Source organism: Burkholderia arboris, from assembly GCF_038723655.1.
Classification (GTDB): domain Bacteria; phylum Pseudomonadota; class Gammaproteobacteria; order Burkholderiales; family Burkholderiaceae; genus Burkholderia; species Burkholderia arboris.
This window is the reverse complement of record NZ_CP109821.1, coordinates 862,181-884,087: the sequence shown is the minus strand read 5'-3', so window position 1 is coordinate 884,087 and position 21,907 is coordinate 862,181. Positions and strand designations below refer to the sequence as shown.

Sequence of the window (21,907 nt, the reverse complement as noted above, 5' to 3'; positions counted from 1 at the left end):
TATTTTCCCCATCTCGGTTGGCACCACGTTGATAAAGCATGGGGACGGATTGCACGAAGCGTGCCAATTCAAAAAAGCGGATTGATTCGTCTGGCCATTAGTGGTCAATAACGCTTTTTTAATCGATTTCAGACGAAATACACGGGCTTCCGATCCCAAATCGTCTGACGATAGACGCTGCCGGGACGTGGATGTAACGTAACGTTTGCGAGCCCCGTGGTAACGTGTTCCGGTACATCCCGCGTAACGCCGGAACACCCGGCCGCGATAGCGCCCTATACCGTCAGCGACCGCCGCCGGTTGCGCATTTCACCAATATGAAAATGCATTGATAAATCGCGAATTTTCTGATTTTATTTATCTCGCGATTTTCTTTCTTGCCGATTACGCAGATCATTTCCGATTGCGTGGCTTTCGATAATTCGGATAGCCGAATGAAAAACTGTGAAACGCGCGCATGGCCGCCGGCATGAGCGGGGCAGCGCGCGCCGGCGGCCGGAGCCGCCCTAGCGCGCGACAGGTTCAACCGAAGCGCGCGGGCCGGTACGGATGGGGATCGATATAGGTCGGCGCGCCCGTCATCATTTCGGCGAGCAGACGCCCGGTCGCGGGGCCGAGCGTGAGCCCGTGGTGGCAATGGCCGAACGCGAACCACAAATGACGGTGGCGCGGCGCGGGCCCGATCACCGGACGCATGTCCGGCGTGCAGGGCCGCATCCCGAGCCACGGTTCCGGATCGAGCCGTTCGCCGATGCCGAACGCGTCGCGCGCCAGCGGTTCGGCCCGCGCAAGCTGCACGCCGGTCGGCGGCGCACCGCGCAGCGCGATCTCGACGCCCGTCGTGAGCCGCAGGCGGCCGCCCTCCATCGGCGCGACGACGAAGCCTTCCTCGGTGTCGCACACGGGCACGTTCAACGGCGTGCGCGTCGGCCGGTAGTGCATGTGATAGCCACGCTTGGCGCGCAGCGGAATCCGGTAGCCGAGCGGCGCGAACACGTGATCGGACCACGGCCCGAGCGCGACCACGGCCGAGCGCGCGGCAATCGGCCCGTGTTCGGTCCCGACCTGCCAGCCACCGTCCACCTGCACGAGCGTCTTCGCATCGCCGAGCACGAACGTGCCGCCGTCGCGCTCGAACAGCCGCGCGTAGGCCTTGGTCAGCCCGCCCGGGCTCGACACCGTCTTCGGGTCCTGCCAGTGGAAAGCGCCGCAGAATGCGTCGCCGATACCCGGCTCGCGCGCGCGCAGCGCATGCGCATCGAGCACGCTCATCCGCAACCCGTGCGCGTCGGCCACGCGCTGCTGCGCGCGCGCCTCCGCGTCGAACAACGCGGGCGAACGGAACGCCTCGATCCACCCGCCGTCGTGTACGAGGGGCTGCGCATCGGTCCGCGCGAGCAGCGCATCGTGCTCGACGACGCTCGCCGCGACGAGCGGCAGCAGGTCGCGCGCGGCGGCCGCGAGCCGTTGCGGCGACGATTCGCGCCAGAAGCGCGCGAGCCAGCCCGCATACGCGGGCAGCGCGCGGTAGTCCCAGTAGAGATCGACCGAGCGGTTGCGTGCATAGCGCAGCAACGTGCCGAGCCGGCGCGGAAACGCGTACGGCACGACCGACGAGCGCTCGATCAGCCCGGCATTGCCGTGGCTCGTTTCCTCGCCGGGCGCGCGCCGGTCGACGAGCGCGACGCGCAGCCCGCGATCCTGCAGATGCAGCGCCGACGACACGCCGACGATGCCGGCTCCCAGAACGATGACGTCGAAATCCATGGTTCCCTGTACCGTGTCGAGATTCGATGGGCGGCGCACCGGCATCGCGGCCGGCGCGCGGCGATGCTTACTTCGCGATGATGTCGCGCTTGAAGTACTTCTGCGACAGCGCGCTCAGCGTGCCGTCCTTCTTCAGCGCGTCGAGCGCGCCGACGATCTTCGCCTGCAGCGCCTTGTCGTTCTTGCGCATCCCGAAGCCCGTGCCCTCGCCGAGCGTCGCCGGATCCTTCAGCGCGTCGCCGACGATCTGGTAATCGCGGCCGGCCGGCTTGTCGAGGAAGCCGTCCTGCGCGGTCTGCGCTTCCTGCACGGCCGCATCGAGCCGCCCCGCGACGAGATCGGCGTAGATCTGGTCCTGATCCTGGTACGACACGACGGCCACGCCCGCGTTGGCCCAGTGCGCCTTCAGGAAATCCTCCTGCGACGAGCCCTGCAGCACGCCGACATGCTTGCCGCGCAGGCTCGCGACGTCAGGCCGCAGCGGCGAACCGCGCCTGGCCACCATCACGATCGGCACCACGTAGATCGCCGGCGTGAAGTCGATGCTCTGCTTGCGCTTCGCGGTGATGTTCATCGCCGAATTGATCGCGTCGAACTTGCGCGCCTGCAGCGCCGGGATCAGGCCGTCGAACGCATTCTCGACCCACACGCATTTCATGTTCAGCTTCGCGCACACCGCATTGCCGATGTCGACGTCGAAGCCCTGCAGCTGACCGGCCGGCGTCTTGCTCTCGAACGGCGGATAGGCCGCTTCGATCCCGAAGCGCAACGTGGTCTGTTCCGCATGGGCCGTGACGGCCGCGCACGCGAGCGCCGCAGCGGCGCAAAGGGAAAGCTTCCAGTTCATGACGGTCCTTCCGTTCTGGATTGAGGCGATGGAGATCGGTTGCACGACGCCCTCGGCCGGGCGCCGGATCGGCATTCGATGCAGGCGGCCGCCGCGTGGCGGCGCATCCTGTCCTGCACGCGAAATATAGACTAAAAGTCTACTATAGACTATAGGGGATACGAGAGTCTCGTCCTGCTGCACCCCGCCCGGATTTCGACACCTCGTCAAAAGATCCTTGATTTCATGGTGTTTTTCATCATCCAGGCAACGACACAACGTCTCGAAAAGAAAAATCCTCCAGAATTTGTTTGTCTATATTAGACTTTTAGTCCATCACGAACACCACCGGACACCGCCTTTCGAGACGGTCTGTCCGGCACCGACCGGAGATGTCCCCATGACGCAAACCGTCCCGACCCTGCCGCTGACCGTCGACGAAGCCGCCGTGCGTGCGGCGCTGCCATCGCTCGACGTGCTCGGCACGCTGCGCCGCATGTTCGCGTCGCTCGCCGCGGCGCGCGCGGTGCAGCCGCCGCAGACGCTCACGCTGTTTCCCGACCAGGCCGGCGACTTCATCACGTATCTCGGCGCGCTCGCCGATGCGCAGGTCTTCGGCGCGAAGCTGTCGCCGTACGTGGTGACGGGCGGCAGGCCGATCGTCACCGCGTGGACCGCGCTGATGTCGATGCAGACCGGCCAGCCGCTGATGTGGTGCGACGCGGGGCTGCTGACCGTCGAACGCACGGCCGGCACGACGGCGCTCGCGGTCGACTGCCTCGCGGCGCGCGACGCACGCCATCTGGCGATCGTCGGCGCAGGCGCGGTCGGCCTCGCGCACCTGCGGCACACGGCGGCACTGCGCGACTGGGAGACGATCAGCGTGTACTCGCCCGCGCTCGCCGGCGATGCCGCGCAGCAGGCAACGCTCGCCGAACTCGACTCGCGCGCACGTGCGGCTGCGAGTGTCGAAGCCTGCGTGCGCGACGCGGACGTCGTGATGCTGTGCACGTCGTCGGGCACGCCCGTGCTCGGCGACGGGATGCTCACGCGCCCCGCGCTCGTCACGTCGATCAGCACGAACGTCGCGCGCGCGCACGAAATCCCGCCCGCATGGCTGCCCGACATGGACGTGTACTGCGACTACCGGCACACGACCCCGGCAAGCGCCGGCGAGATGCAGATCGCGGCGGCCGATCACGGCTGGGAGGCCGGGCGGATCGTCGGCGACCTGCCCGCGCTCGTCGCCGGCGCCTGCGCAGCGCCGTCGCGCACGCGTCACGCGTTCTTCCGCTCGATCGGCCTCGGGCTCGAGGACATCGCGATCGCGCACGCACTGTATACGCAGCTGACGCGCGCATGAGCGGCACGCGCACGCGGGGCCGATACAATGACGCAACCGCCGCGGCGGCCGCGCGCGGGCGCACGGGCATGCCGGCCACCGGCGCGCCGGCACGCCGGCCCGACGCGCTGCCCGGCTCCCGCCCACCCGAGATGGCGACACCGATGCGCAAGAAGAAATCCCCCGTCAAAGACCTGCTGCTCACCCGCTATGCGCCGATCGCCGACGGTATCGCCGCGCTGTTCTTCCCGTACGCGGAAGTCGTGATCCACGACCTGCACGACCAGACCGTGCTGTATCTCGCGAACAACCTGTCGAAGCGCGAGGTCGGCGACGATTCCGCGCTCGAGGAGATCGATCATTCCGCGCGCGAACGCGTGATCGGCCCGTACGAGAAGCTGAACTGGGACGGCCGGCGGATGCGCTGCGTCAGCAACGTGCTGTTCGACGACGACGGCCGCCCGGCCGGGATGATGTGCATCAACTTCAACATTGCGGTGTTCGACGAGGTGCGCGCGACGCTCGACCTGTTCATCAAGGGCGCGGGCGTCGTCGCCCAGCCCGACGAGCTGTTCCGCGACGACTGGCAGGAGCGCATCAACACGTTCCTGCACGGCTGGCTGCGCGAGCGGCAGGTCGGGCTGAACGGGCTCACGCGCGAGCACCGGCGCGAGCTCGTCGAGGCGCTCTACGCGGAAGGCGCGTTCCGCGGCAAGAGCGCGGCGAACTACGTCGCGAACGTGCTCGGGATGGGGCGCGCAACGGTCTACAAGCACCTCAAGCACCTGAAGGAAACGCAAGGCGACGCGTAAGCGCTGCGCGGCGGGCGCAACGACGGCCCGCATCGGTCATCGCTACCGGGAAGCCATTTCCCTGTCTATGCTTCGTGATACGCCGGGTACGGCCCCGTTCCGCACGGGTCTGCGCGCGCCCTGGCGTCGAAGCATAAAGTGATATAGTCCCGGTTACACTTTTTTGCCGCCCTGGACCGCCCATGACGACCGCCCCCGCCCCGACTGCCCGCCCGACCCTGACCGTCGAAATCTGGTCCGACCTGATCTGCCCGTGGTGCTGGATCGGCAAGCGCCGTTTCGACGAGGCGCTCGCCGCGTTCGCGCATGCCGATCGGGTCGACGTCGCGCTGCGCGCGTACCGGCTGATGCCCGGCCAGCCTGTCGAGCCGGTCGAGGCGATGCTGGCCGGCAAATACCGGATGTCGCCCGCGCAGGTCGACCAGATGCTGCGCCAGGTCACCGATGCGGCCGCGAGCGTCGGGCTGCGCTACGACCTGCCCGGCACGCTGGTCGGCGATACGCTCGACGGCCACCGGCTCGTGAAGCTCGCGGAAGCGACCGGCCGCGCGCACGCGCTGACCGAGCGCCTGTACCGCGCGTATTTCTGCGAGCACGGCTCGCTGTTCGATCATGCCGAGCTGACCGAATTCGCGGTCGAAGCCGGGCTCGAACGCTCGGCCGTCGAAGCCGTGCTGCGCAGCGACGCATACCGCGACGAAGTCGAAGCCGACATCGCACGCGCCGCGCAGATCGGCGGGCGCGGCGTACCGTTGTTCGTGCTCGGCGGCCGCTACGCGGTGTCGGGCGCGCAGCCGGCCGACGCGTTCGCGCAGGCGCTCGAACAGGCGTGGCGCGACGGCATCGTCGAACTCGACGGCAGCGACGCGGCCGCCTGCGGCCCCGACGGCTGCGAACTGCCGGCGCGCTCGTAACGTCCTGCTCCCTTTGTCAGTCGCGCGCGGCCCCGCGCGCGACTACGCGACGCTCCTGCCACAAACCGGCAGGAAGCCCGCGCCGATGGCGTCTACAATGCATCCTTTCAAATAACTATCAGAAGGCTGCAAGCCCATGACCCACGGGATCCACGGCGAGAAGCGCTGGTACGCGCTGATCGTTCTCTGTCTCGGCGTGCTGATGATCGTGCTCGACAGCACGATCGTGAACGTTGCGCTGCCGTCGATCAGCACCGACCTCCATTTCACCGAAACGGCCCTCGTGTGGGTCGTCAACGCGTACCTGCTGACGTTCGGCGGCTGCCTGCTGCTCGGCGGCCGGCTCGGCGACCTGTACGGCCAGCGGCGCATGTTCCTCGCCGGCCTCGTCGCGTTCACGCTCGCGTCGCTCGCCTGCGGCCTCGCGCAATCGCAGGCGATGCTGATCGCCGCGCGCGCGGTGCAGGGGCTCGGCGGCGCGGTCGTGTCGGCCGTCTCGCTGTCGCTGATCATGAATCTCTTCACCGAGCCCGGCGAACGCGCGCGCGCGATGGGCGTCTACGGCTTCGTGTGCGCGGGCGGCGGCAGCATCGGCGTGCTGCTCGGCGGGCTGCTGACGAGCTCGCTGTCGTGGCACTGGATCTTCCTCGTCAACCTGCCGATCGGCGTCGCGGTCTATGCGATGAGCGCCGCGCTGCTGCCGCGCATGCGTGCGCCGGCCGGCACCGCCCGGCTCGACGTTGCGGGCGCGATCACCGTGACCGCATCGCTGATGCTGGCCGTGTACGGGATCGTCGGCGGCAACGAGGCCGGCTGGCTGTCGACGCAGACCGTCGCGCTGATCGGCGCGGCCGTCGTGCTGCTCGCGCTGTTCATCGCGATCGAGTCGCGCGCCGCGCATCCGCTGATGCCGCTGACGCTGTTCGCCGCGCGCAACGTCGCGCTCGCGAACGTGATCGCCGTGCTGTGGGCGGCCGCGATGTTCGCGTGGTTCTTCCTGTCCGCGCTGTACATGCAGCGCGTGCTCGGCTACGGGCCGCTGCAGGTCGGCCTCGCGTTCCTGCCGGCGAACCTGATCATGGCCGCGTTCTCGCTCGGGCTGTCGGCGCGGATCGTGATGCGCTTCGGCATCCGCGGCCCGATCGCGGCCGGCCTGCTGATCGCGGCCTGCGGCCTCGCGCTGTTCTCGCGCGCGCCGGTCGACGGCGGTTTCGTGTGGCATGTGCTGCCCGGCATGACGCTGCTCGGCATCGGCGCGGGCGTCGCGTTCAACCCGATGCTGCTCGCGGCGATGAACGACGTCGACCCGGCCGATTCCGGGCTCGCGTCGGGGATCGTCAACACCGCGTTCATGATGGGCGGCGCGCTCGGGCTCGCCGTCCTCGCGAGTCTCGCGGGCGCCCGCACCGACGCGCTCGCCGCCGCGCAGGCCACGCCGCTCGACGCGCTGAACGGCGGCTACCACGCCGCATTCGCGTTCGGGGCGGCGTTCGCCGCGGTGGCCGCGCTGATCGGCCTCGCGCTGCGCATCCGGCCGCAACGCGCCGTCGAAGGCGCCGGCTCCGCGATGCACTGACCGGCGACTCGCCAGGGCGGGCAACCGGCATCGAACCCGGGCGCGCAGTGTCGCGCCCTTTTTTACGCGCGCCGGATGCGCGACGCGACACATGCGCCCGATTCGTCATACTTGTGCGGGCCGATGACTGCCATCGGCCCTCCGCCGGCTCGAACGCCCGTTTCACGTTTGCCCGGCCGCCTGCCGCACGGGCCTTCCCGGCCGATTTTTAACGCAGTCGTACATTGACGCGCCACTTTTGCGACAATGGCGGACTTTGACGCGCGCGCCGCAGCCGCGCGCCGCCGCCGAACGCCGCATAACCGCCTGCTTCCGATGTCGCTTCCCCATATCGATCTGCTGTACTCCCTGTCCGGCCTGTTCGTCGGCATTCTCGTCGGCCTGACGGGCGTCGGCGGCGGTTCGTTGATGACGCCGATCCTCGTGCTGCTGTTCGGCGTGCATCCCGCGACAGCGGTCGGCACCGACCTGCTGTACGCGGCCGCGACCAAGGCCACCGGCACGCTCGTCCACGGCCTGAAGGGCTCGATCGACTGGCGCATCACGGGCCGGCTCGCCGCGGGCAGCGTGCCGGCCGCGGCCGTCACGCTGTGGTGGCTCCATACGCACGGGATGAATACGCCGGGCACCGCGCGGATGATCCAGCTCGTGCTCGGCGTCGCGCTGCTGCTCACGTCGCTCGCGCTGATCTTCCGGCCTCAGCTCACCGCATTCGCCGCGCGCAACCCGCTCGCGCCGAGCCCCGCGCGCACACTGTGGTCGACCGTGCTGACGGGTGCCGTGCTCGGCGTGCTCGTGTCGATGACGTCGGTCGGCGCCGGCGCGATCGGCGTGACGGTGCTCCTGCTGCTGTACCCTGCGCTCGCGACGACCCGCATCGTCGGCTCCGACATCGCGCACGCAGTGCCGCTCACGCTGGTCGCCGGCATGGGCCACTGGCTGCTCGGCTCGGTCGACTGGTCGATGCTGCTGTCGCTGCTGCTCGGCTCGCTGCCCGGCATCGTGCTCGGCAGCCTGCTGTCGGCGCGCGCGCCCGAGCGGCTGCTGCGCAACCTGCTCGCCGCGACGCTCGTCGCGGTCGGCGTGCGGCTCGTGCTCGCGTAAGCGGCCCGGCACGACGACCCGCGCGCATCGACACACTCCCATCGCCAACGAAAAGCACCGTCCCTGTTGGCGACTGGCCTTCACCTCATGTCTTGATGAACGCCCGGGCGAGTCTCACGGCGTACCTGTCAGCGCATGTGCAACGGGCAGGTATTTGGCCAGGATGCTCAGCATGGTAGCGGCCTCTGCCTTCGAAACCGGGGGAAACGGGGAAACGTACGACGTGCCGTTGCGGCGCTCGTGTGCCTTCGTGATGAACGCAAATTCCTGCGGACTCACGCCCAGCGAGGTCGACACGCGCTGGATGGCTAGGTTACGGCCGGCATCCTTGGTTCGCACCTCATAAAACTCCAGGATCGCCTGTACCACCTGAAAATAGCCTTCGTGGGCCAACGTCAACACCTGCAGATGCCGGGCGTGATCCAGTTCATCGGCAGTGGCCTTGTAGTCCGCGGCATTGCGCAGGAAGCCCGCGATTGCCCCGGGCGTCGGCGCAACCGGATCGAAGGCTTTCGTCCTGATGAGGTTTTCGTATTCAGCTGGGCGCGGCATCACAGTATCCTCAGCATTGGGCCTTGGGCGATCTGGGCCATGACGGGGTCCGCGTCGACCAGCGCAGCCCATTCCTCAGGCTCGTACAAAGAGAAATTGACGGGGCGCAGCAGGCTTTGCTCGACCACGTGCAGGGCTTCAGATAGCTCGAGAAGCCGGACGTTCCCGATGACGATCAGGTCGATGTCACTACGGCCGCTGTCGGAACGCTTGGCCACCGAGCCGAACACGAACGCCGTGGTGATCTGCGCGGCAAACGGCGACAAGGCCTCCTTCAACGGCTCCGCGACGGCAAACGTCTTGCGCGCGATGCTGACCAGTTCCGGATAAAGGATGAATTCCGTATTCGCGCGAATGCTCCGTTGTCTGCCTCGTCGGGCGTCTTCCATCAGTACGCCGACCTCGACCAACCGATCCACCTGCTTTTGGGCGCTACCGCGCCCACTGTCTGCCAGGCGCAGCAGTTCCTGTAACGTAAAGCTGCGGTCAGGTTGCAGCAGCGTCGCACCCAGCACCCGCTGCATGCCCGGTGTGAAGAGAAAGTCGGCGAGACTCACATCAATCCTCAATGCAGGGACAATTGTCCTCATTATGAGGATTTTCCATCAAATCCTCAATAGAGGGCTATTCATCCCTCTTTTGAGGATCATACATCGACGCGTCGACCTCCAGACACGACGATGCCCCGAGAGTCCGTGACTCACGGGGCATCCTGGAGAATGACGGCACCGCCATCGACACACGCCACGTGAGGAACCGGGGCGCGTGACGAGGCGGTGTTCTGCATGTCGCTTCGGGCGACGAGCCGCCCGCGGCGCTTACTGCCCCTGCTGCTGCAGTTTCTGCTGCTTGAGCTGCTGCGTGCGCGCCTGCAGTTTCAGCACGCGCTGCAGTGCAGTACGGTTCGCGAGGATGCCGTCGTAGAAGCTGGCGAGATCGCCCTTCAGCGCGGTCCGCGACGCGTCGTTCAGGTAGATCATGTGGCCCGACGGGTAGTTCTTGATCGTCAGGTTCTGCGCCTTGAGCGTCGGATCGAGCGGCATCTGCGCGAGCGTCAGCTCCGTCTGGTGGAACGGCGTGACGGCGTCGAAATAGCCGTTCGCCGACAGCACCTTCAGATCCGGGTTCACGCTCATCGTCGACGCCAGGTCGCCGGCCGTGTACAGCGTATTGCCGCCGCCCTTGTTCGCGCCGGTCGGGTCCGTGTGGCTGAAGTCCCAGTTGTTGAAGACCTGGTCGTTCAGGTCCACGAACGACGACGTCGACGTGTACTTGAGGTCGGTGTTGATGTAGCTGTTCCACAGCACCGTGTACGCGCCGCCAACGTTCGTGATCGACGGATCGTTGCTGCCCGAGTTCGGCAGGATGTACGGCGCGATGCCCTTGCCCGTGAAGTTCGCGCGACCGTCGTACTGGCCGATCTGCGTGCCCGGCACGAGCGTCAGGAAGAACGTGTACGGCGGGTTGTCGTTCGACGACGGCACGTTGCCGAGCGCGGCCGGGTTGCCGAACGTCTGGATCAGCGACGTCGGGTCCGTGCCGATGTACGAGCCCATCTGCTGCGCGGTCTGCAGGTTCAGGTTCAGCCGCACGTTCACGAAGCCGCCGTCCTGCGGGTTCGGCTTCTGCGCAAGCGGCGCGAGCGTGTTGTCCGCATAGTTGCGGGCCTGGACCATGTACGCGTCGAGATCGGTCGGCGTCGGGTTGAGCGTCGTCTTCTTCCAGTAGAACGCATCGGCCGCGAGCGTCGGGAACGTGCCCGGCGCGGACAGCGCGTTCGCGTAGTCGAGGATCGACGACTGCAGCGTGATCCCGTTCAGGTCGATACCGTCCTCATGCAGCACCCACGACACGACCGCGCTGCGCGCGGTGCCGTACGACTCGCCGTACAGGAACTTCGGCGAATTCCAGCGCGAGTACTTGGTCAGGTAGCGCTGGATGAAGCGGTCGATCGAGCGCGCGTCCTGGTCGGTGCCCCAGAAGTCCTTGTTCTTCGCCGGGGCGATCGCCGCCGAGTAACCGGTGCCGACCGGGTTGATGAACACGAGGTCGGTGCGGTCGAGCAGGCTGTCCGGGTTGTCGAGCAGCTTGTACGGCGCGGGCGGCGTGAAGTTCGGGAACGACGACTGCAGGCGTTTCGGGCCGTACGAGCCGAGCAGCAGGTAGACCGACGACGAGCCGGGGCCGCCGTTGTAGAAGAACGTGACCGGGCGCGGCTTCGACGGGTCCGGGTTGTCCTGCGTGTACGCGACGTAGAACATCTTCGCGTTCGGCGCCGACGTGACCGGATCGATCGTCGTCAGGTGGCCCGTGGTCGCCGTGTACTTGATCGTCTTGCCGCCGATCGTGACCTGGCGGTGCACGACCGCCGCGCCTTCGGTCGAATCCGTGACCGCGTCGTTCGGCCCGGTGCCGTACACGTCGGTGTCGACGTAAGGCTGGTCGGCTGCAGCGGCGGCCGTTGCGTTGGTGTTGGCCGACGTGCTGCCGCTGGACGTCGCGGCCGCGGCGGCGGCCGACGCGGTCGGGCTCGGCCCGTCGTCGCCGCCGCACCCCGTGACGAGCAGCGCCGCGGCCGCGGCTGCGGCGAGCGGCATGCTCAAAGTCGTTCCGAATAGCGCGAAACCGTCTTTCAAGGACTTCCGTGTCGTCATTATTGCCTCTCGAACAGAACGATAAATACCGCCGGTCGCAAAGGATCATTTGCGCCGGCGCTCCGCACCGGGAATGCATTCGTTATGCGACGCACTCCGAGTTTTTTACCGAATCGGCAAATACCGACCGGCATGATTTACCCCACCCATGTTTTTTTGCAACCGCACAATGGAATCAATTCCATTGCAAACGACAATTCAATAATCCGCAGCAATGCGAATTCATTCCGCGCATTCGCACTCGTACAAAATCGACGGCCAAAGGATGCCCCGCAAAGCCCGCCCATCAAGGCGCCTTCACTTCGAACTGACGAACAATCCCCCTCGGCGAGATGCCGATTAATCACGAAATACCGATCAATCGCAGCTCGAGCCGATTTAATAAAATCGAAAGGATCGATTAACTAAACGGAAAGGAATATTCTCGTATCCGGAATTTATTAAATTAAGTGAAAATACCGGCGCATAATAGGTTCCGGATTTACCGCCGTAAAGTAATAATTTGTTACGGCGCTCGCCATTCCGATAAAAGGCAGTGCGGGACCGATTCCAGACGACGAAAAGAAAAAAGCCGGACGGCGGTCCGGCTTGGTCGGGGCGGCGCGGCGGGCGCCGTCAGAGCGGCACGTCGATCGTGCCGGCGCCGGTCGTGATCGCGTTCGCGCCCGGCGCGGTCGAGATCGGCGGGAGGTTCGCACTCGTCAGCGCAGGGGCGGCGCCCGGCGTGCCGCCGCGCGGCACCGTGCGGATCACCTGTGACGGCGGCAGCGGCGCGCCGTTCTTCAGGTGCTGCCACATCAGGTTCAGCGCCTGCAGGTTGTAGTAGTGGACCGGAACGAAGCGCGTGTCGAAGCCCGGGACCGGCAGGAACGCGTCGAAGTGCTGGCCGTTCGTCACCTCGTAGAACACGAGCTGGCTGCGGCCGCCTTCGCTGATGCCGTTCTGCGCGACATACGCGCGCGATGCGTGGTTCACCGGCACGAGCGCGTCGCTGCGGCCCTGCACGATGATCGCCGGCTTGCCTTGCAGGTTCGCGTTCACGCGCACCGCGTCGACGTTCGCGGGCATCCCGAGCATCCCGTTCGTCCACAGCTGGCGCAGGCACAGCGCGCCCGCGAAGCTCGCATCGGGCGTCGCGAGCCGGTGGTCGACGCCCGCGCCGTTGTTGAACACGAGGTCGATGCCGGCCGTCGGCGGCACGCCGTTGCCGACGCCGAACACGGCCGGCATCGGCGAGGCGGCGGGCGCCGCGACCGCGCCCGTCGCCGGGTTCGTCGTCGCGAAGCTGAAGTTGCACAGGTTGTCGGTGACGCGCGAGCGCGTATACGCGTTCGCATAGGTGACCGCGATCGCCGGAATCGCCTGCGAATCCCACATCGGCGCCTGCAGCAGGTCGGAATCGGCCAGATAGCCGGCCGCATGGAGCTGCGCGAGCGCGTCCGCGGCCTGGCTCTGCGTATCGGCGCCCGACACGAGCCCGGCTGCGGCGAGCGTCGCACAGCGTTGCGTGCGGATCGACTGGGTGGTCGCGGCCGGCAGCGCGCTCAGGTACGGCGCAGCGGCGAGCGATGCCGATGCGGCCGCGCACGGCTGCAGCAGGTTCGCAAGCGTCGCGTAATCGGCCAGCGGCCGGCCGAACGACGGCACCGGCTGGCCGCCCGTGCGCACGAGCGCATTCGGCGCCATCCGCACGTTGATCTGCGGCTCGCCGACCACGACCGCGGTGATCCAGCCGCGACTGTCCTGCTCGGCCGCCGCGAGCGACGCGCCACCGCCGTTGCTGACCGATGCGGCGATCGTCGTGACGTCGCCCGGGCGATAGCGCACGCCATGATGCGAGCCGTCGATCAGCGGTCCGAACTGCTCGTTGAGCGCCCAGTACGCGAACTCGACCGACTGCAGCGTCACGCGCCCCCAGTCCTGCTCGGGATTCTGCTGCGAATGCGCGTGCTTGAACGCATAGCGGTTCGGGAAGCGGTTGTTGAAGGCGGCGAGATCGCCGCTCGTCACGTTCGCGGTGAACAGACTCGCGGTGCCGGCCAGCACCGCGTTGGCGAGCGTGCCGTCGATCAGCGTGACGGTGTCGGAGCCCAGCTCGTGCGCGCCGTTGCCGCCGCCCTTGTCGTTGTAGGCCACCGCGCAGCCGCGCTTGAGCGCCCACTCGCCGGCCGCGGAAATCGCGCCGTACACGCCGCGCGAGCCCGACGACGTCGCGGTGACGATGCACGGCTGCGCAGGATTGAAGCTGGCGGGCACCTGCACGAGCAGCGTCACGTTTTTGCTGCCGCTGCCGTCATCGGAGTACGCGAGGTATTCGGTACCGGGGATCTTGCCTTCGCCGAGGGTGGTGTTGCCGTCGAGGTCGACGTTCGGCCCCCAGAAACGGCCGTAGCCGCCGTTCGCGCTCATGTCGACGAGCGCACGGTAATTCGACCAGATCGCGAGACGGCGCAGTTCGGCGCTCGTCGGCCGCGACGCGTTCGCGAAGCCGGGCGCGGTGGCCGCGCCGAGGCCCGTCTTGCCGAGGCCGGCCGTCAGCAGGTCGTCGCTCGCGCCGTCGTAGGCCGTCGTGCGCACGCTGCCGGACACGAAGCCGGGCAACCGGTTGCGCTCGGCCGAATCGTCGCCGTTGCAGGCGCCGAGCATCGCGACCGCGGCCAGCGCCGCGCCCCACACCATCCGCCTGCCCCACCCGAGCCTCGTCATCGCCGCCCTCTCGATATCGTTATCGGTCCGCCGCCGCGTCGCGCGCGGCTGTCGGCCTCTGAAGCGCAAACGGGCCCCGGCATGCCGGGGCCCGCCTGGAAACGGGCGCCTGCGGCGCTTGCGCGCCGCCGCCCGGCATCACTGCTGCTGAACCGTCAGCTTGTTCGTGACCGACGTCACGCCCTTCACGCCCTTGGCCGCGGCTTCGGCCTTGTCGATCTGGTCCTGGGCCGGCATCGTGCCTTCCAGCGTGATCGCGCCACCCTTCGAGCGTACGACGAGGTTCGACACATTCACGCCCGATTCCTTCGAAATCGCCTTGCGCACCGCGTAGCCGAGCTTGCGGTTCGCCTTCTTCGCGGTTTTCGCGGCAGCCTTCGGCGCGCTCGTCGCGGCCGCCGGCGCTTCCGTTGCCGCCGCGTCGCTCGACTGCGCATACACGCTGCCCGACAGACAGGCCGCCACGGCGGCGACGCCCAACGCTCTCAACACGATCGACTTCATGCTATCTCCTTATCACTCCGGAACGGCCGTGCACAGTACGGCCGGATACCCCCAAAAACAGCCGGCCCGCGCGCGAACGGGCGGGACAGCCGGTGTTTTCCACGGCGATACGAGAGAGGCGGCACGGGCCGGCGGTCGGCGCACGCTGACAAGCGGGCCGGCCGGGCCGGACAGCCGCCGGCCGGACGCGCCCGGTCTCATTGCGTGCCGGGTCGCGCGCGAATCGGGCGCGGCTGCGTCGCACAATGTAATCCAGCGCCCGCGGAAGCGCAAAGCTTTTGACGCGGGGCCGCCCGCCGCTGTCGCCGCCGCGCCGCGGCGGGCCGCCCGACTCGCGCACGTGCGGTGAAACCGGGTACCATCGCCGCGAGAATCCGCATCGCCCGTGACAACCGCCCGACCGTCATCGATGCGTCACGCCAGCGTCATCCGCCGACCCCATGAAGCCTGCCCGCCCTCGCCCGCCCCGCCGCATCCTCGCCCGCTTCGTCGCGGTGTCGTGGCGCGACCTCGCGCTGTCGATCGGCCCGACCGTGCTGCTCGCCGGCGCCGCCGTCTGGCTCGCGGTCAAGCTGATCCAGCCGGCACCGCCGTCCACGCTGGTGATTTCGTCCGGGCCGCCCGGCAGCACCTACTGGAACGCCGCGCAGAAATACAAGGCGATCCTCGCGAAGAACGGCGTCACGCTCGACGTCCAGTCGTCGGAAGGGTCCGCGCAGAACCTCGCACGGCTGGCGAACCCGAACGCGCCGGTCGACGTCGGCTTCGTGCAGAGCGGCATCGGCCCGAAAGAGCGCGACGAGCACCTCGTCTCGCTCGGCAGCATCGGCTACGTGCCGCTCGCGATCATGTACCGCGGCCCGGTCGTTGCGCGCCTGTCCGACTTCAAGGGCAAGCGGCTCGCGCTCGGCGTGGAAGGCAGCGGCGCGCGCGAGCTGAGCCTCGCGCTGCTGAAGATGAACGGCATCGTGCCGGGCGGCTCGACCGAGCTGCTGCCGACGGCCGGCGAAGACGCCGCGACCGCGCTGCTCGACGGCAAGATCGACGCGGCCTTCCTGTCCGGCGACTCGACGCAGATCCCGGTGATGGCGAAACTGTTCCGCGCGCCGGGCGTGCACGTGTATTCGTTCACGCAGGCCGAGGCCTACGCGCGGCGCTTTCCGTACCTGACCGCGATCACGCTGCCGATGGGCGTCTACGATCTCGGCCACAACCTGCCGCCCGCCGACATCCACACGGTCGCGCCGACGATCGAACTCGTCGCACGCGACTCGCTGCACCCCGCGCTGTCCGACCTGCTGATCGAGGCCGCGCGCGAGGTGCACGGCCACGCGACGATCCTGCAGCACGCGGGCGAATTCCCGTCCCCCGTCACGCGCGGGTTCCAGCTGTCCGACGACGCGGCGCGCTACTACAAGTCGGGCAAGACCTTCCTGTACCGGCGGCTGCCGTTCTGGGTCGCGAGCCTCGTCGACCGGCTGCTGGTGGTGGTCGTGCCGCTGGTCGTCGTCCTGATCCCCGGGCTGCGGCTCGTGCCGTCGCTGTATGGCTGGCGCGTGCGCTCGCGCATCTACCGCTGGTACGGCGCGCTGATCGCGCTCGAGCGCAGCGCGCTCGGCGAGCACACGGCCGAGGAGCGCGTTCAGCTGCTCGACGAGCTCGACGACATCGAGGAAGCCGTGAACCGGATGAAGATGCCGCTGGCGTACGCCGGGCAGTTCTACGTGCTGCGCGAGCACATCGGCTTCGTGCGCGAACGGCTCACCGCGCACGACCACGACGCGCCGGCAGGCCCGCCCGGCGCCAGCGGGCCGCCGCAGGCACGCGCCGAGACCGCGCCGCCGCCGGCCGGCGAAGGCCCCCGGGCGACTCCCGGTTCCGCGTGAGCGGACGATCCGCGATCATTGCTGCATGCGCGCGCCGCCGCGTAACATGGAGGCCGCCGCCAGGCGCCGCACGCCCCACCCTCTGGAGAACGACATGACAACCGGCCTCGATACCGCCCAGCCCGCCTGGTTCTTCGACTTCGTGTCGCCGTTCTCGTATCTGCTGCTCGAACAACATGGCAAATGGCCGGACGTGCCGTTCGAACCGGTCGCCGTCTCGCTGCTCGACCTGCAGCGCCACTGGGGGCAGCGCCCGAGCGCCGACGTGCCGGCCAAACGCGTGTTCACGTACCGTCACGCGCTGTTCCGCGCGGAACAGCTCGGCATCCGCTTCAAGATGCCGCCCGCGCACCCGTTCGATTCCGACAAGCTGCTGCGCCTCGCGATCGCGCTGCGCGCCGACATCGCGACCGTGCTGGAAATGTTCCGCTTCATCTGGCGCGACGGCAACGATCCGTCGACACCGGAAGGCTTCGCGGCACTGTGCGAGCGCGTCGGCGTCGGCCACGGCGACGAACTGATCGAATTCGAGGAAACCACCGCGCAACTGGTCCGCAACAACGCCGACGCGATCGCGCTCGGCGTATTCGGCGTGCCGACGTTCTGGATGAACCAGCAGCTGTTCTGGGGCGAAGACGCGCTGCCGATGGTGCTGTACTGCGCGCGCACGCCGAACTGGCTCGAATCGCGCGAGGTCAAGCGGATCAGCGCGCTGCCGAAGGGGCGTGCGTGATGGCCGGTATCACGCACGGCAACGCGCGGCTGCGGTAAGGTTACGCGTCACCTGAACACCCCCCAACCGATGGAAGACGACGACCGTACCGCCTCGCTCGATATCTGGCTCGTGCGCGTATTGCGCACGCTGCTGCTCGAGCGCAGCGTCACGCAGGCCGCGCTGCGACTGAACCAGACCCAGCCCGCGATCAGCACCGCGCTGCGCAAGCTGCGCGAGACGCTGAACGACCCGATCCTCGTGCGCGGCAAATCCGGCATGGTGCCGACCGAATACGGCGCATCGCTGCTCGAGGCCGCGGCGCGCGCGCTGCGCGAGGTCGACTTCATCGCGACGCCGCACGGCGACTTCGATCCGTCGTCCGCGCGGCGTACGTTTCGCGTCGCGGCACCCGACTACCTGAACGATTTCTTCATGCCGACGCTGATCGAGCGCTTTCGCGACGCGGCGCCGCATGCGCACCTGGAAATCGATTCGCTGAATCCCGCGCTCGACCACGCGGGCGCGCTCGAATCGGGCGCGCTCGATCTCGTGATCGGCAACTGGCCGAAGCCCGACCCGCAGTTCGCGCGACAGGACCTGTTCTCCGACACGATCGTGTGCCTGATGCGCGACGCGCATCCGCTCGCGCGCGTGCCGCTCACGCGCGAAGCCTATGCGTCGGCCGCGCACGTCGCGCCGACGCCGTACACCGGCGACAAGCGCAACGCGATCGAGATCGGCCTCGCACGCGCACGCCTCACGCGGCGCATCGTGACGACGCTGCCGTACTTCGGGATCGTGCCGCAGGTGCTGCTGCAGTCGGACCTGATCTTCACGACCACGCGCCGCTTCGCGACGCACTATGCGCAACTGCTGCCGCTCGTCGTCGTCACGCCGCCCGTGCCGTTCCCGCGCATCAAGAGCTACCTGCTCACGCATCCGCAGCCCGACCGGCCAACCGACATCGCGTGGCTGTGCGCGCTGATGCAAAGCGTGTCCGACGAGTTGACGGTCACCCGCACGCGCAAGCGCTGAGACGCGGCCGCCACGCCACGCGGCCGCTCAGGCCGTGCAGAAGATTTCCTGCAGATGGGTCCAGCGCACGACGCCCGCCGCGTCGCGCTCGAACACGGCCGTCGCACGGCGCGCGGGCAGTTCGCCCGAAGTCGCGTGCTGCGCTTCGAGATAGGTGATCACCGCATGCGATGCGTCGGCCGCGAGCACGCGGATCTCCGACAGCGTGATGCGCAGCCCCGGCTTCGCGCCGGCGAGCTTCGCGAACAACGCGCGCGTGCCGTCACGGTCGACCGCGCGGCCGTCGGTCAGGATCATCGTGAAACCGGGAGAAAACGCGGCGAGCAGCGCGTCGAGTGCCGCGGGCGCGGTATCGACGCCGGACAGCCAGCGCTCGATGGCGACGAGGCTCGCATCGAGCGCGTCGAGAAAGATCGGGTGATCGGACATGGTGCGTGCACGGTGAGGTGACGCGCGGCCCGATGCCGCGCGTTGTCGTGCAGTGTATGCAAAATCGCGTGGCCGTGCGCCGGCCGCGCGGCGTTACCGCGAGCAGGACACCTCGTCGCGTGCGCGCCCGGCCGCCACCGCCTTCGCATCGGCCACCGGCATGCCCGAGCGCGCCTGCAGCAGCTCCGCGCACACGGCCACCGCGATCGCGCCCGGCGCCTTGTCGACGATGCCCGCGACGCCGATCGGGCACACCATCTCCACGAGCCGCGCCGGATCGACGCCGCGCGCGGCGAGCCGGCGCTCGAACTTCACGCGCTTGGTGCGCGAGCCGATCATCCCGAAATACGCGTAATCGCGCCGCCGCATGATCTGCGCGGCGAGCGAGAAGTCGAGCGCGTGGTTGTGCGTCATCACGAGGAAGTACGCGCCGGGCGGCGCCGCGTCGACGACCGCCTCCGGCGTGTCGGTCGGCTCCGGCTGCACGTTCGGCGGACATTCGTCCGGGAACAGCTCGTCGCGCGTATCGACCCACTGCACGACGCACGGCAGCGCGCCGAGCAGCGTGACGAGCGCGTGACCGACGTGCCCGGCGCCGAACAGCACGATGTGCATCGGCGCGGGCGCACCGGTCGCGCGGTTGCGCTGGCCGGTGCCCTGCGCGAACGCGGGGATCGGCGCAGTGCGAAGCGAGCGTGCGGGGCCGTTCATCTCAGCCTGCCGTTGCGCGTGCTGCGCGCACCGCGCTGATCGCGCGCAGGATCGACTCGCCGGTGGCCGGCGCGTCGAGCGGCGGGTTCACCTGGTAGTCGCCGACCGCGGCCACCGCGTCGCGCACCGCGAAGAACACCGAGAACGGCAGCAGCAGCGGCGGCTCGCCGACGGCCTTCGAACGGTGGATGCTGTCCTCGACGTTGCGGTTCTTGAACAGCAGCACGTTGAACTCGGGCGGCGTGTCGTTCACCGTCGGGATCTTGTACGTCGACGGCGCGTGCGTCATCAGCTTGCCGCCCTTGTTCCACCACAGCTCCTCGGTCGTCAGCCAGCCCATCCCCTGGATGAACGCGCCTTCGACCTGGCCGACGTCGAGCGCCGGGTTCAGCGACGCGCCCACGTCGTGCAGCGCATCGACGCGCAGCGTGCGCATCTCGCCCGTCAGCGTGTCGATCACGACTTCCGACACGGCCGCGCCGTACGAGTAGTAGTAGAACGGCCGGCCCTGCAGCTTCGACTGATCCCAGTACAGCTTCGGCGTCGCGTAGAAACCGTCGGACCACAGCTGCACGCGCGCGAGGTACGCCTTCGCGATCACTTCGCCGAACGGCACGTTGTGGCCGGCGACCGACACGAAGTCGTTGCCGAACTTCACATCGGCCGCATCGACCTTGCCGTCGCCGAACTGCTTCGCCGCGAACACCGCGAGCCGCTCGCGCAACTGGCGCGCCGCATCCTGCGCGGCCTTGCCGTTCAGGTCCGAGCCCGTCGACGCCGCCGTCGCGGACGTGTTCGCGACCTTGCTCGTGTCGGTCGCCGTCACGCGGATCCGGCCGAAGCGGATGCCGAGCTCGTGCGCGACGACCTGCGCGACCTTCGTGTTGAGCCCCTGCCCCATCTCGGTGCCGCCGTGGTTCACGAGCACCGAACCGTCGGTGTAGATGTGCACCAGCGCGCCGGCCTGGTTGAAGTGCGTGACGTTGAACGCAATGCCGAACTTCACCGGCGTGATCGCGATGCCCTTCTTCAGCACCGTGTTGCGCGCGTTGAATTCGCGCACGCCCGCGCGCCGGGCGCGGTAGTCGCTCGTCGCCTCGAGTTCGCCGAGCAATTCCTGCAGCACGTTGTCCTCGACGGTCTGCCCGTACGGTGTCACGTTGCGTTCGGTCTTGCCGTACAGGTTCGCGTAGCGGACGTCGAGCGGATCGCGGTCCAGCGAACGTGCGACGTCGTCGAGGATGTACTCGATCGCGAACGCGCCCTGCGGGCCGCCGAAGCCGCGGAACGCGGTGTTCGACTGCGTGTTGGTCTTGCCGCAATAGCCGGCAATGTCGACGTCGCCGAGCCAGTACGCGTTGTCGAAGTGGCACACCGCACGCGTCATCACCGGGCCCGACAGATCGGCCGAGAAGCCGCAGCGCGACGTCATGTCAAGCGCCACGCCGTCGATGCGGCCGTCGTCGTCGTAGCCGACGTCGAAGCGGTAATGGAAATCGTGCCGCTTGCCGGTGATCATCATGTCGTCGTCGCGGTCCGGACGCAGCTTCACCGGGCACAGCAGCTTCCACGCGGCGAGCGCCGCGCAGCACGCGAACAGGCCCGACTGCGATTCCTTGCCGCCGAACCCGCCGCCCATCCGGCGGCACTCGACGAGCACGTTGTGCGACGCGACGCCGAGCACGTGCGCGACGAGGTGCTGCATTTCGCTCGGGTGCTGCGTCGAGCAGTACACGTGCATCCCGTCGTCGTCCTTCGGCACCGCGTAAGCGATCTGCCCTTCCAGGTAGAACTGCTCCTGGCCGCCGAGCAGCATCTCGCCCGACTCGCGGTGCGGCGCGACGGCAAGCCGCGCAGCCGCGTCGCCGCGCGCGAGCTTCAGCGGCGGGATCACATAGGTTTCGGCTGCGCGCGCTTCCTGCGCGGTCAGGATCGCCGGCAGTTCCTCGTAGTCGACCTGCGCGCGGCGCGCGGCGAGCCGCGCGGTTTCATGCGACGTCGCGACGACGATGAACATCGGCTGGCCGACGAACTGCACGATGCCCTTCGCGAGCACCGGGTCGTCGTGGATGATCGGGCCGCAATCGTTGACGCCCGGGATGTCGTCGGCCGTGAACACGGCGACTACGCCCGGCGTCGCGCGCACCGCGTCGAAGTTCATCGACACGATCTTCGCGTGCGGCTTCGCCGACAGGCCGAGCGCGGCGTGCAGCGTGCCCGCGACGACCGGAATGTCGTCGGTGTAGGTCGCACGCCCGCTGACGTGCAGGTGCGCGGATTCGTGCGCGCGCGACACGTGGACCTGCGCGGCGTCGGCCTGCGGGTCGAGGGTGCTCAGGAACGGTTCTGCTTGCTGGTTCATGTTCGGTGTTCT

At 68.2% G+C, this 21,907-nt stretch carries 18 protein-coding genes; 8 read left to right on the top strand and 10 right to left on the bottom strand.

Translation table 11 applies throughout. The features are described from left to right. Positions 1 to 522 precede the first annotated feature (522 nt). Both OHZ10_RS04150 and OHZ10_RS04145 read right to left on the bottom strand, forming a co-directional pair. Positions 523 to 1,767 (bottom strand): NAD(P)/FAD-dependent oxidoreductase, encoded by a 1,245-nt coding sequence (locus tag OHZ10_RS04150; RefSeq protein WP_059235833.1) that lies wholly within the window; start codon positions 1,765 to 1,767, stop codon positions 523 to 525. Positions 1,768 to 1,834: 67 nt separating this feature from the next. Then, a complete protein-coding gene (locus tag OHZ10_RS04145) occupies positions 1,835 to 2,614 on the bottom strand; it encodes an ABC transporter substrate-binding protein (RefSeq protein ID WP_059235835.1) in 780 nt (259 codons plus the stop codon). 379 nt (positions 2,615 to 2,993) lie between these two features. Here OHZ10_RS04145 and OHZ10_RS04140 point away from each other — a divergent pair, with 379 nt between their 5' ends. The 5 genes from OHZ10_RS04140 to OHZ10_RS04120 all read left to right on the top strand — a co-directional run bounded on the left by OHZ10_RS04140 (position 2,994) and on the right by OHZ10_RS04120 (position 8,341). Next, positions 2,994 to 3,956 carry an ornithine cyclodeaminase family protein gene (locus OHZ10_RS04140; protein ID WP_342703709.1) on the top strand — a complete coding sequence of 321 codons (963 nt, stop codon included), beginning with the start codon at positions 2,994 to 2,996 and terminating at the stop codon, positions 3,954 to 3,956. Further along, positions 3,953 to 4,747, top strand: a complete 795-nt coding sequence (locus OHZ10_RS04135; RefSeq protein ID WP_174993256.1) for a helix-turn-helix transcriptional regulator — start codon at positions 3,953 to 3,955, stop codon at positions 4,745 to 4,747. Before OHZ10_RS04140 ends, OHZ10_RS04135 begins: the two co-directional genes overlap by 4 nt. Before the next feature lie 182 nt (positions 4,748 to 4,929). Continuing rightward, a complete protein-coding gene (locus OHZ10_RS04130; RefSeq protein ID WP_059235841.1) occupies positions 4,930 to 5,661 on the top strand; it encodes a DsbA family oxidoreductase in 732 nt (243 codons plus the stop codon). A gap of 136 nt (positions 5,662 to 5,797) precedes the next feature. Next, on the top strand, positions 5,798 to 7,237 hold the full coding sequence (locus OHZ10_RS04125; protein WP_342703707.1) for a DHA2 family efflux MFS transporter permease subunit: 1,440 nt from the start codon (positions 5,798 to 5,800) through the stop codon (positions 7,235 to 7,237). Between the two features lie 315 nt (positions 7,238 to 7,552). Further along, complete coding sequence (locus OHZ10_RS04120; RefSeq protein WP_059236882.1) at positions 7,553 to 8,341, top strand: sulfite exporter TauE/SafE family protein; 789 nt, start codon at positions 7,553 to 7,555, stop codon at positions 8,339 to 8,341. Between the two features lie 114 nt (positions 8,342 to 8,455). Here the strand turns inward: OHZ10_RS04120 and OHZ10_RS04115 are convergent, their stop codons facing one another. From OHZ10_RS04115 to OHZ10_RS04095, 5 genes are all read right to left on the bottom strand, one after another. Continuing rightward, the gene (locus tag OHZ10_RS04115; protein ID WP_174993254.1) at positions 8,456 to 8,893 is read right to left on the bottom strand and encodes a hypothetical protein; all 438 of its coding nucleotides are present in this window, start codon (positions 8,891 to 8,893) and stop codon (positions 8,456 to 8,458) included. Further along, the gene (locus OHZ10_RS04110) at positions 8,893 to 9,450 is read right to left on the bottom strand and encodes a nucleotidyltransferase domain-containing protein (RefSeq protein ID WP_059236884.1); all 558 of its coding nucleotides are present in this window, start codon (positions 9,448 to 9,450) and stop codon (positions 8,893 to 8,895) included. The genes OHZ10_RS04115 and OHZ10_RS04110 overlap by 1 nt, the downstream gene beginning before the upstream one ends. Positions 9,451 to 9,711: 261 nt before the next feature. Further along, entirely contained in the window at positions 9,712 to 11,547 is a 1,836-nt protein-coding gene (locus tag OHZ10_RS04105; RefSeq protein ID WP_059235847.1) for a S10 family peptidase, read from the bottom strand. Between the two features lie 615 nt (positions 11,548 to 12,162). Then, positions 12,163 to 14,253, bottom strand: coding sequence for a D-(-)-3-hydroxybutyrate oligomer hydrolase (locus OHZ10_RS04100; protein WP_342703705.1), 2,091 nt, complete (start codon positions 14,251 to 14,253; stop codon positions 12,163 to 12,165). A 138-nt stretch (positions 14,254 to 14,391) separates the two neighbouring features. Continuing rightward, positions 14,392 to 14,757 carry a BON domain-containing protein gene (locus OHZ10_RS04095; RefSeq protein WP_059235851.1) on the bottom strand — a complete coding sequence of 122 codons (366 nt, stop codon included), beginning with the start codon at positions 14,755 to 14,757 and terminating at the stop codon, positions 14,392 to 14,394. A 440-nt stretch (positions 14,758 to 15,197) separates the two neighbouring features. Here OHZ10_RS04095 and OHZ10_RS04090 point away from each other — a divergent pair, with 440 nt between their 5' ends. The 3 genes from OHZ10_RS04090 to OHZ10_RS04080 all read left to right on the top strand — a co-directional run bounded on the left by OHZ10_RS04090 (position 15,198) and on the right by OHZ10_RS04080 (position 18,393). Next, positions 15,198 to 16,643 (top strand): TAXI family TRAP transporter solute-binding subunit, encoded by a 1,446-nt coding sequence (locus tag OHZ10_RS04090; RefSeq protein WP_256085625.1) that lies wholly within the window; start codon positions 15,198 to 15,200, stop codon positions 16,641 to 16,643. Between the two features lie 94 nt (positions 16,644 to 16,737). Continuing rightward, complete coding sequence (locus OHZ10_RS04085) at positions 16,738 to 17,376, top strand: DsbA family protein (protein WP_059235855.1); 639 nt, start codon at positions 16,738 to 16,740, stop codon at positions 17,374 to 17,376. Between the two features lie 69 nt (positions 17,377 to 17,445). Further along, on the top strand, positions 17,446 to 18,393 hold the full coding sequence (locus OHZ10_RS04080) for a LysR family transcriptional regulator (RefSeq protein WP_256085624.1): 948 nt from the start codon (positions 17,446 to 17,448) through the stop codon (positions 18,391 to 18,393). A 27-nt stretch (positions 18,394 to 18,420) separates the two neighbouring features. Here OHZ10_RS04080 and OHZ10_RS04075 read toward each other — a convergent pair whose 3' ends face one another. From OHZ10_RS04075 to xdhB, 3 genes are all read right to left on the bottom strand, one after another. Continuing rightward, entirely contained in the window at positions 18,421 to 18,822 is a 402-nt protein-coding gene (locus tag OHZ10_RS04075; protein WP_342703703.1) for a nuclear transport factor 2 family protein, read from the bottom strand. Positions 18,823 to 18,915: 93 nt separating this feature from the next. After that, entirely contained in the window at positions 18,916 to 19,533 is a 618-nt protein-coding gene (gene xdhC, locus OHZ10_RS04070) for a xanthine dehydrogenase accessory protein XdhC (RefSeq protein ID WP_059235860.1), read from the bottom strand. 1 nt (position 19,534) lies between these two features. After that, positions 19,535 to 21,895, bottom strand: coding sequence for a xanthine dehydrogenase molybdopterin binding subunit (gene xdhB, locus OHZ10_RS04065; RefSeq protein WP_059235862.1), 2,361 nt, complete (start codon positions 21,893 to 21,895; stop codon positions 19,535 to 19,537). Positions 21,896 to 21,907: the final 12 nt, after the last annotated feature.

Excerpts from the sequence above, each read along its gene's own strand:
- OHZ10_RS04150 (WP_059235833.1), bottom strand. The coding sequence starts at position 1,767 with ATGGATTTCGACGTCATCGTTCTGGGAGCCGGCATCGTCGGCGTGTCG.
- OHZ10_RS04145 (WP_059235835.1), bottom strand. The coding sequence starts at position 2,614 with ATGAACTGGAAGCTTTCCCTTTGCGCCGCTGCGGCGCTCGCGTGCGCG.
- OHZ10_RS04140 (WP_342703709.1), top strand. The coding sequence starts at position 2,994 with ATGACGCAAACCGTCCCGACCCTGCCGCTGACCGTCGACGAAGCCGCC.
- OHZ10_RS04135 (WP_174993256.1), top strand. The coding sequence starts at position 3,953 with ATGAGCGGCACGCGCACGCGGGGCCGATACAATGACGCAACCGCCGCG.
- OHZ10_RS04130 (WP_059235841.1), top strand. The coding sequence starts at position 4,930 with ATGACGACCGCCCCCGCCCCGACTGCCCGCCCGACCCTGACCGTCGAA.
- OHZ10_RS04125 (WP_342703707.1), top strand. The coding sequence starts at position 5,798 with ATGACCCACGGGATCCACGGCGAGAAGCGCTGGTACGCGCTGATCGTT.
- OHZ10_RS04120 (WP_059236882.1), top strand. The coding sequence starts at position 7,553 with ATGTCGCTTCCCCATATCGATCTGCTGTACTCCCTGTCCGGCCTGTTC.
- OHZ10_RS04115 (WP_174993254.1), bottom strand. The coding sequence starts at position 8,893 with ATGCCGCGCCCAGCTGAATACGAAAACCTCATCAGGACGAAAGCCTTC.
- OHZ10_RS04105 (WP_059235847.1), bottom strand. The coding sequence starts at position 11,547 with ATGACGACACGGAAGTCCTTGAAAGACGGTTTCGCGCTATTCGGAACG.
- OHZ10_RS04100 (WP_342703705.1), bottom strand. The coding sequence starts at position 14,253 with ATGACGAGGCTCGGGTGGGGCAGGCGGATGGTGTGGGGCGCGGCGCTG.
- OHZ10_RS04095 (WP_059235851.1), bottom strand. The coding sequence starts at position 14,757 with ATGAAGTCGATCGTGTTGAGAGCGTTGGGCGTCGCCGCCGTGGCGGCC.
- OHZ10_RS04090 (WP_256085625.1), top strand. The coding sequence starts at position 15,198 with ATGAAGCCTGCCCGCCCTCGCCCGCCCCGCCGCATCCTCGCCCGCTTC.
- OHZ10_RS04085 (WP_059235855.1), top strand. The coding sequence starts at position 16,738 with ATGACAACCGGCCTCGATACCGCCCAGCCCGCCTGGTTCTTCGACTTC.
- OHZ10_RS04080 (WP_256085624.1), top strand. The coding sequence starts at position 17,446 with ATGGAAGACGACGACCGTACCGCCTCGCTCGATATCTGGCTCGTGCGC.
- OHZ10_RS04075 (WP_342703703.1), bottom strand. The coding sequence starts at position 18,822 with ATGTCCGATCACCCGATCTTTCTCGACGCGCTCGATGCGAGCCTCGTC.
- xdhC (WP_059235860.1), bottom strand. The coding sequence starts at position 19,533 with ATGAACGGCCCCGCACGCTCGCTTCGCACTGCGCCGATCCCCGCGTTC.
- xdhB (WP_059235862.1), bottom strand. The coding sequence starts at position 21,895 with ATGAACCAGCAAGCAGAACCGTTCCTGAGCACCCTCGACCCGCAGGCC.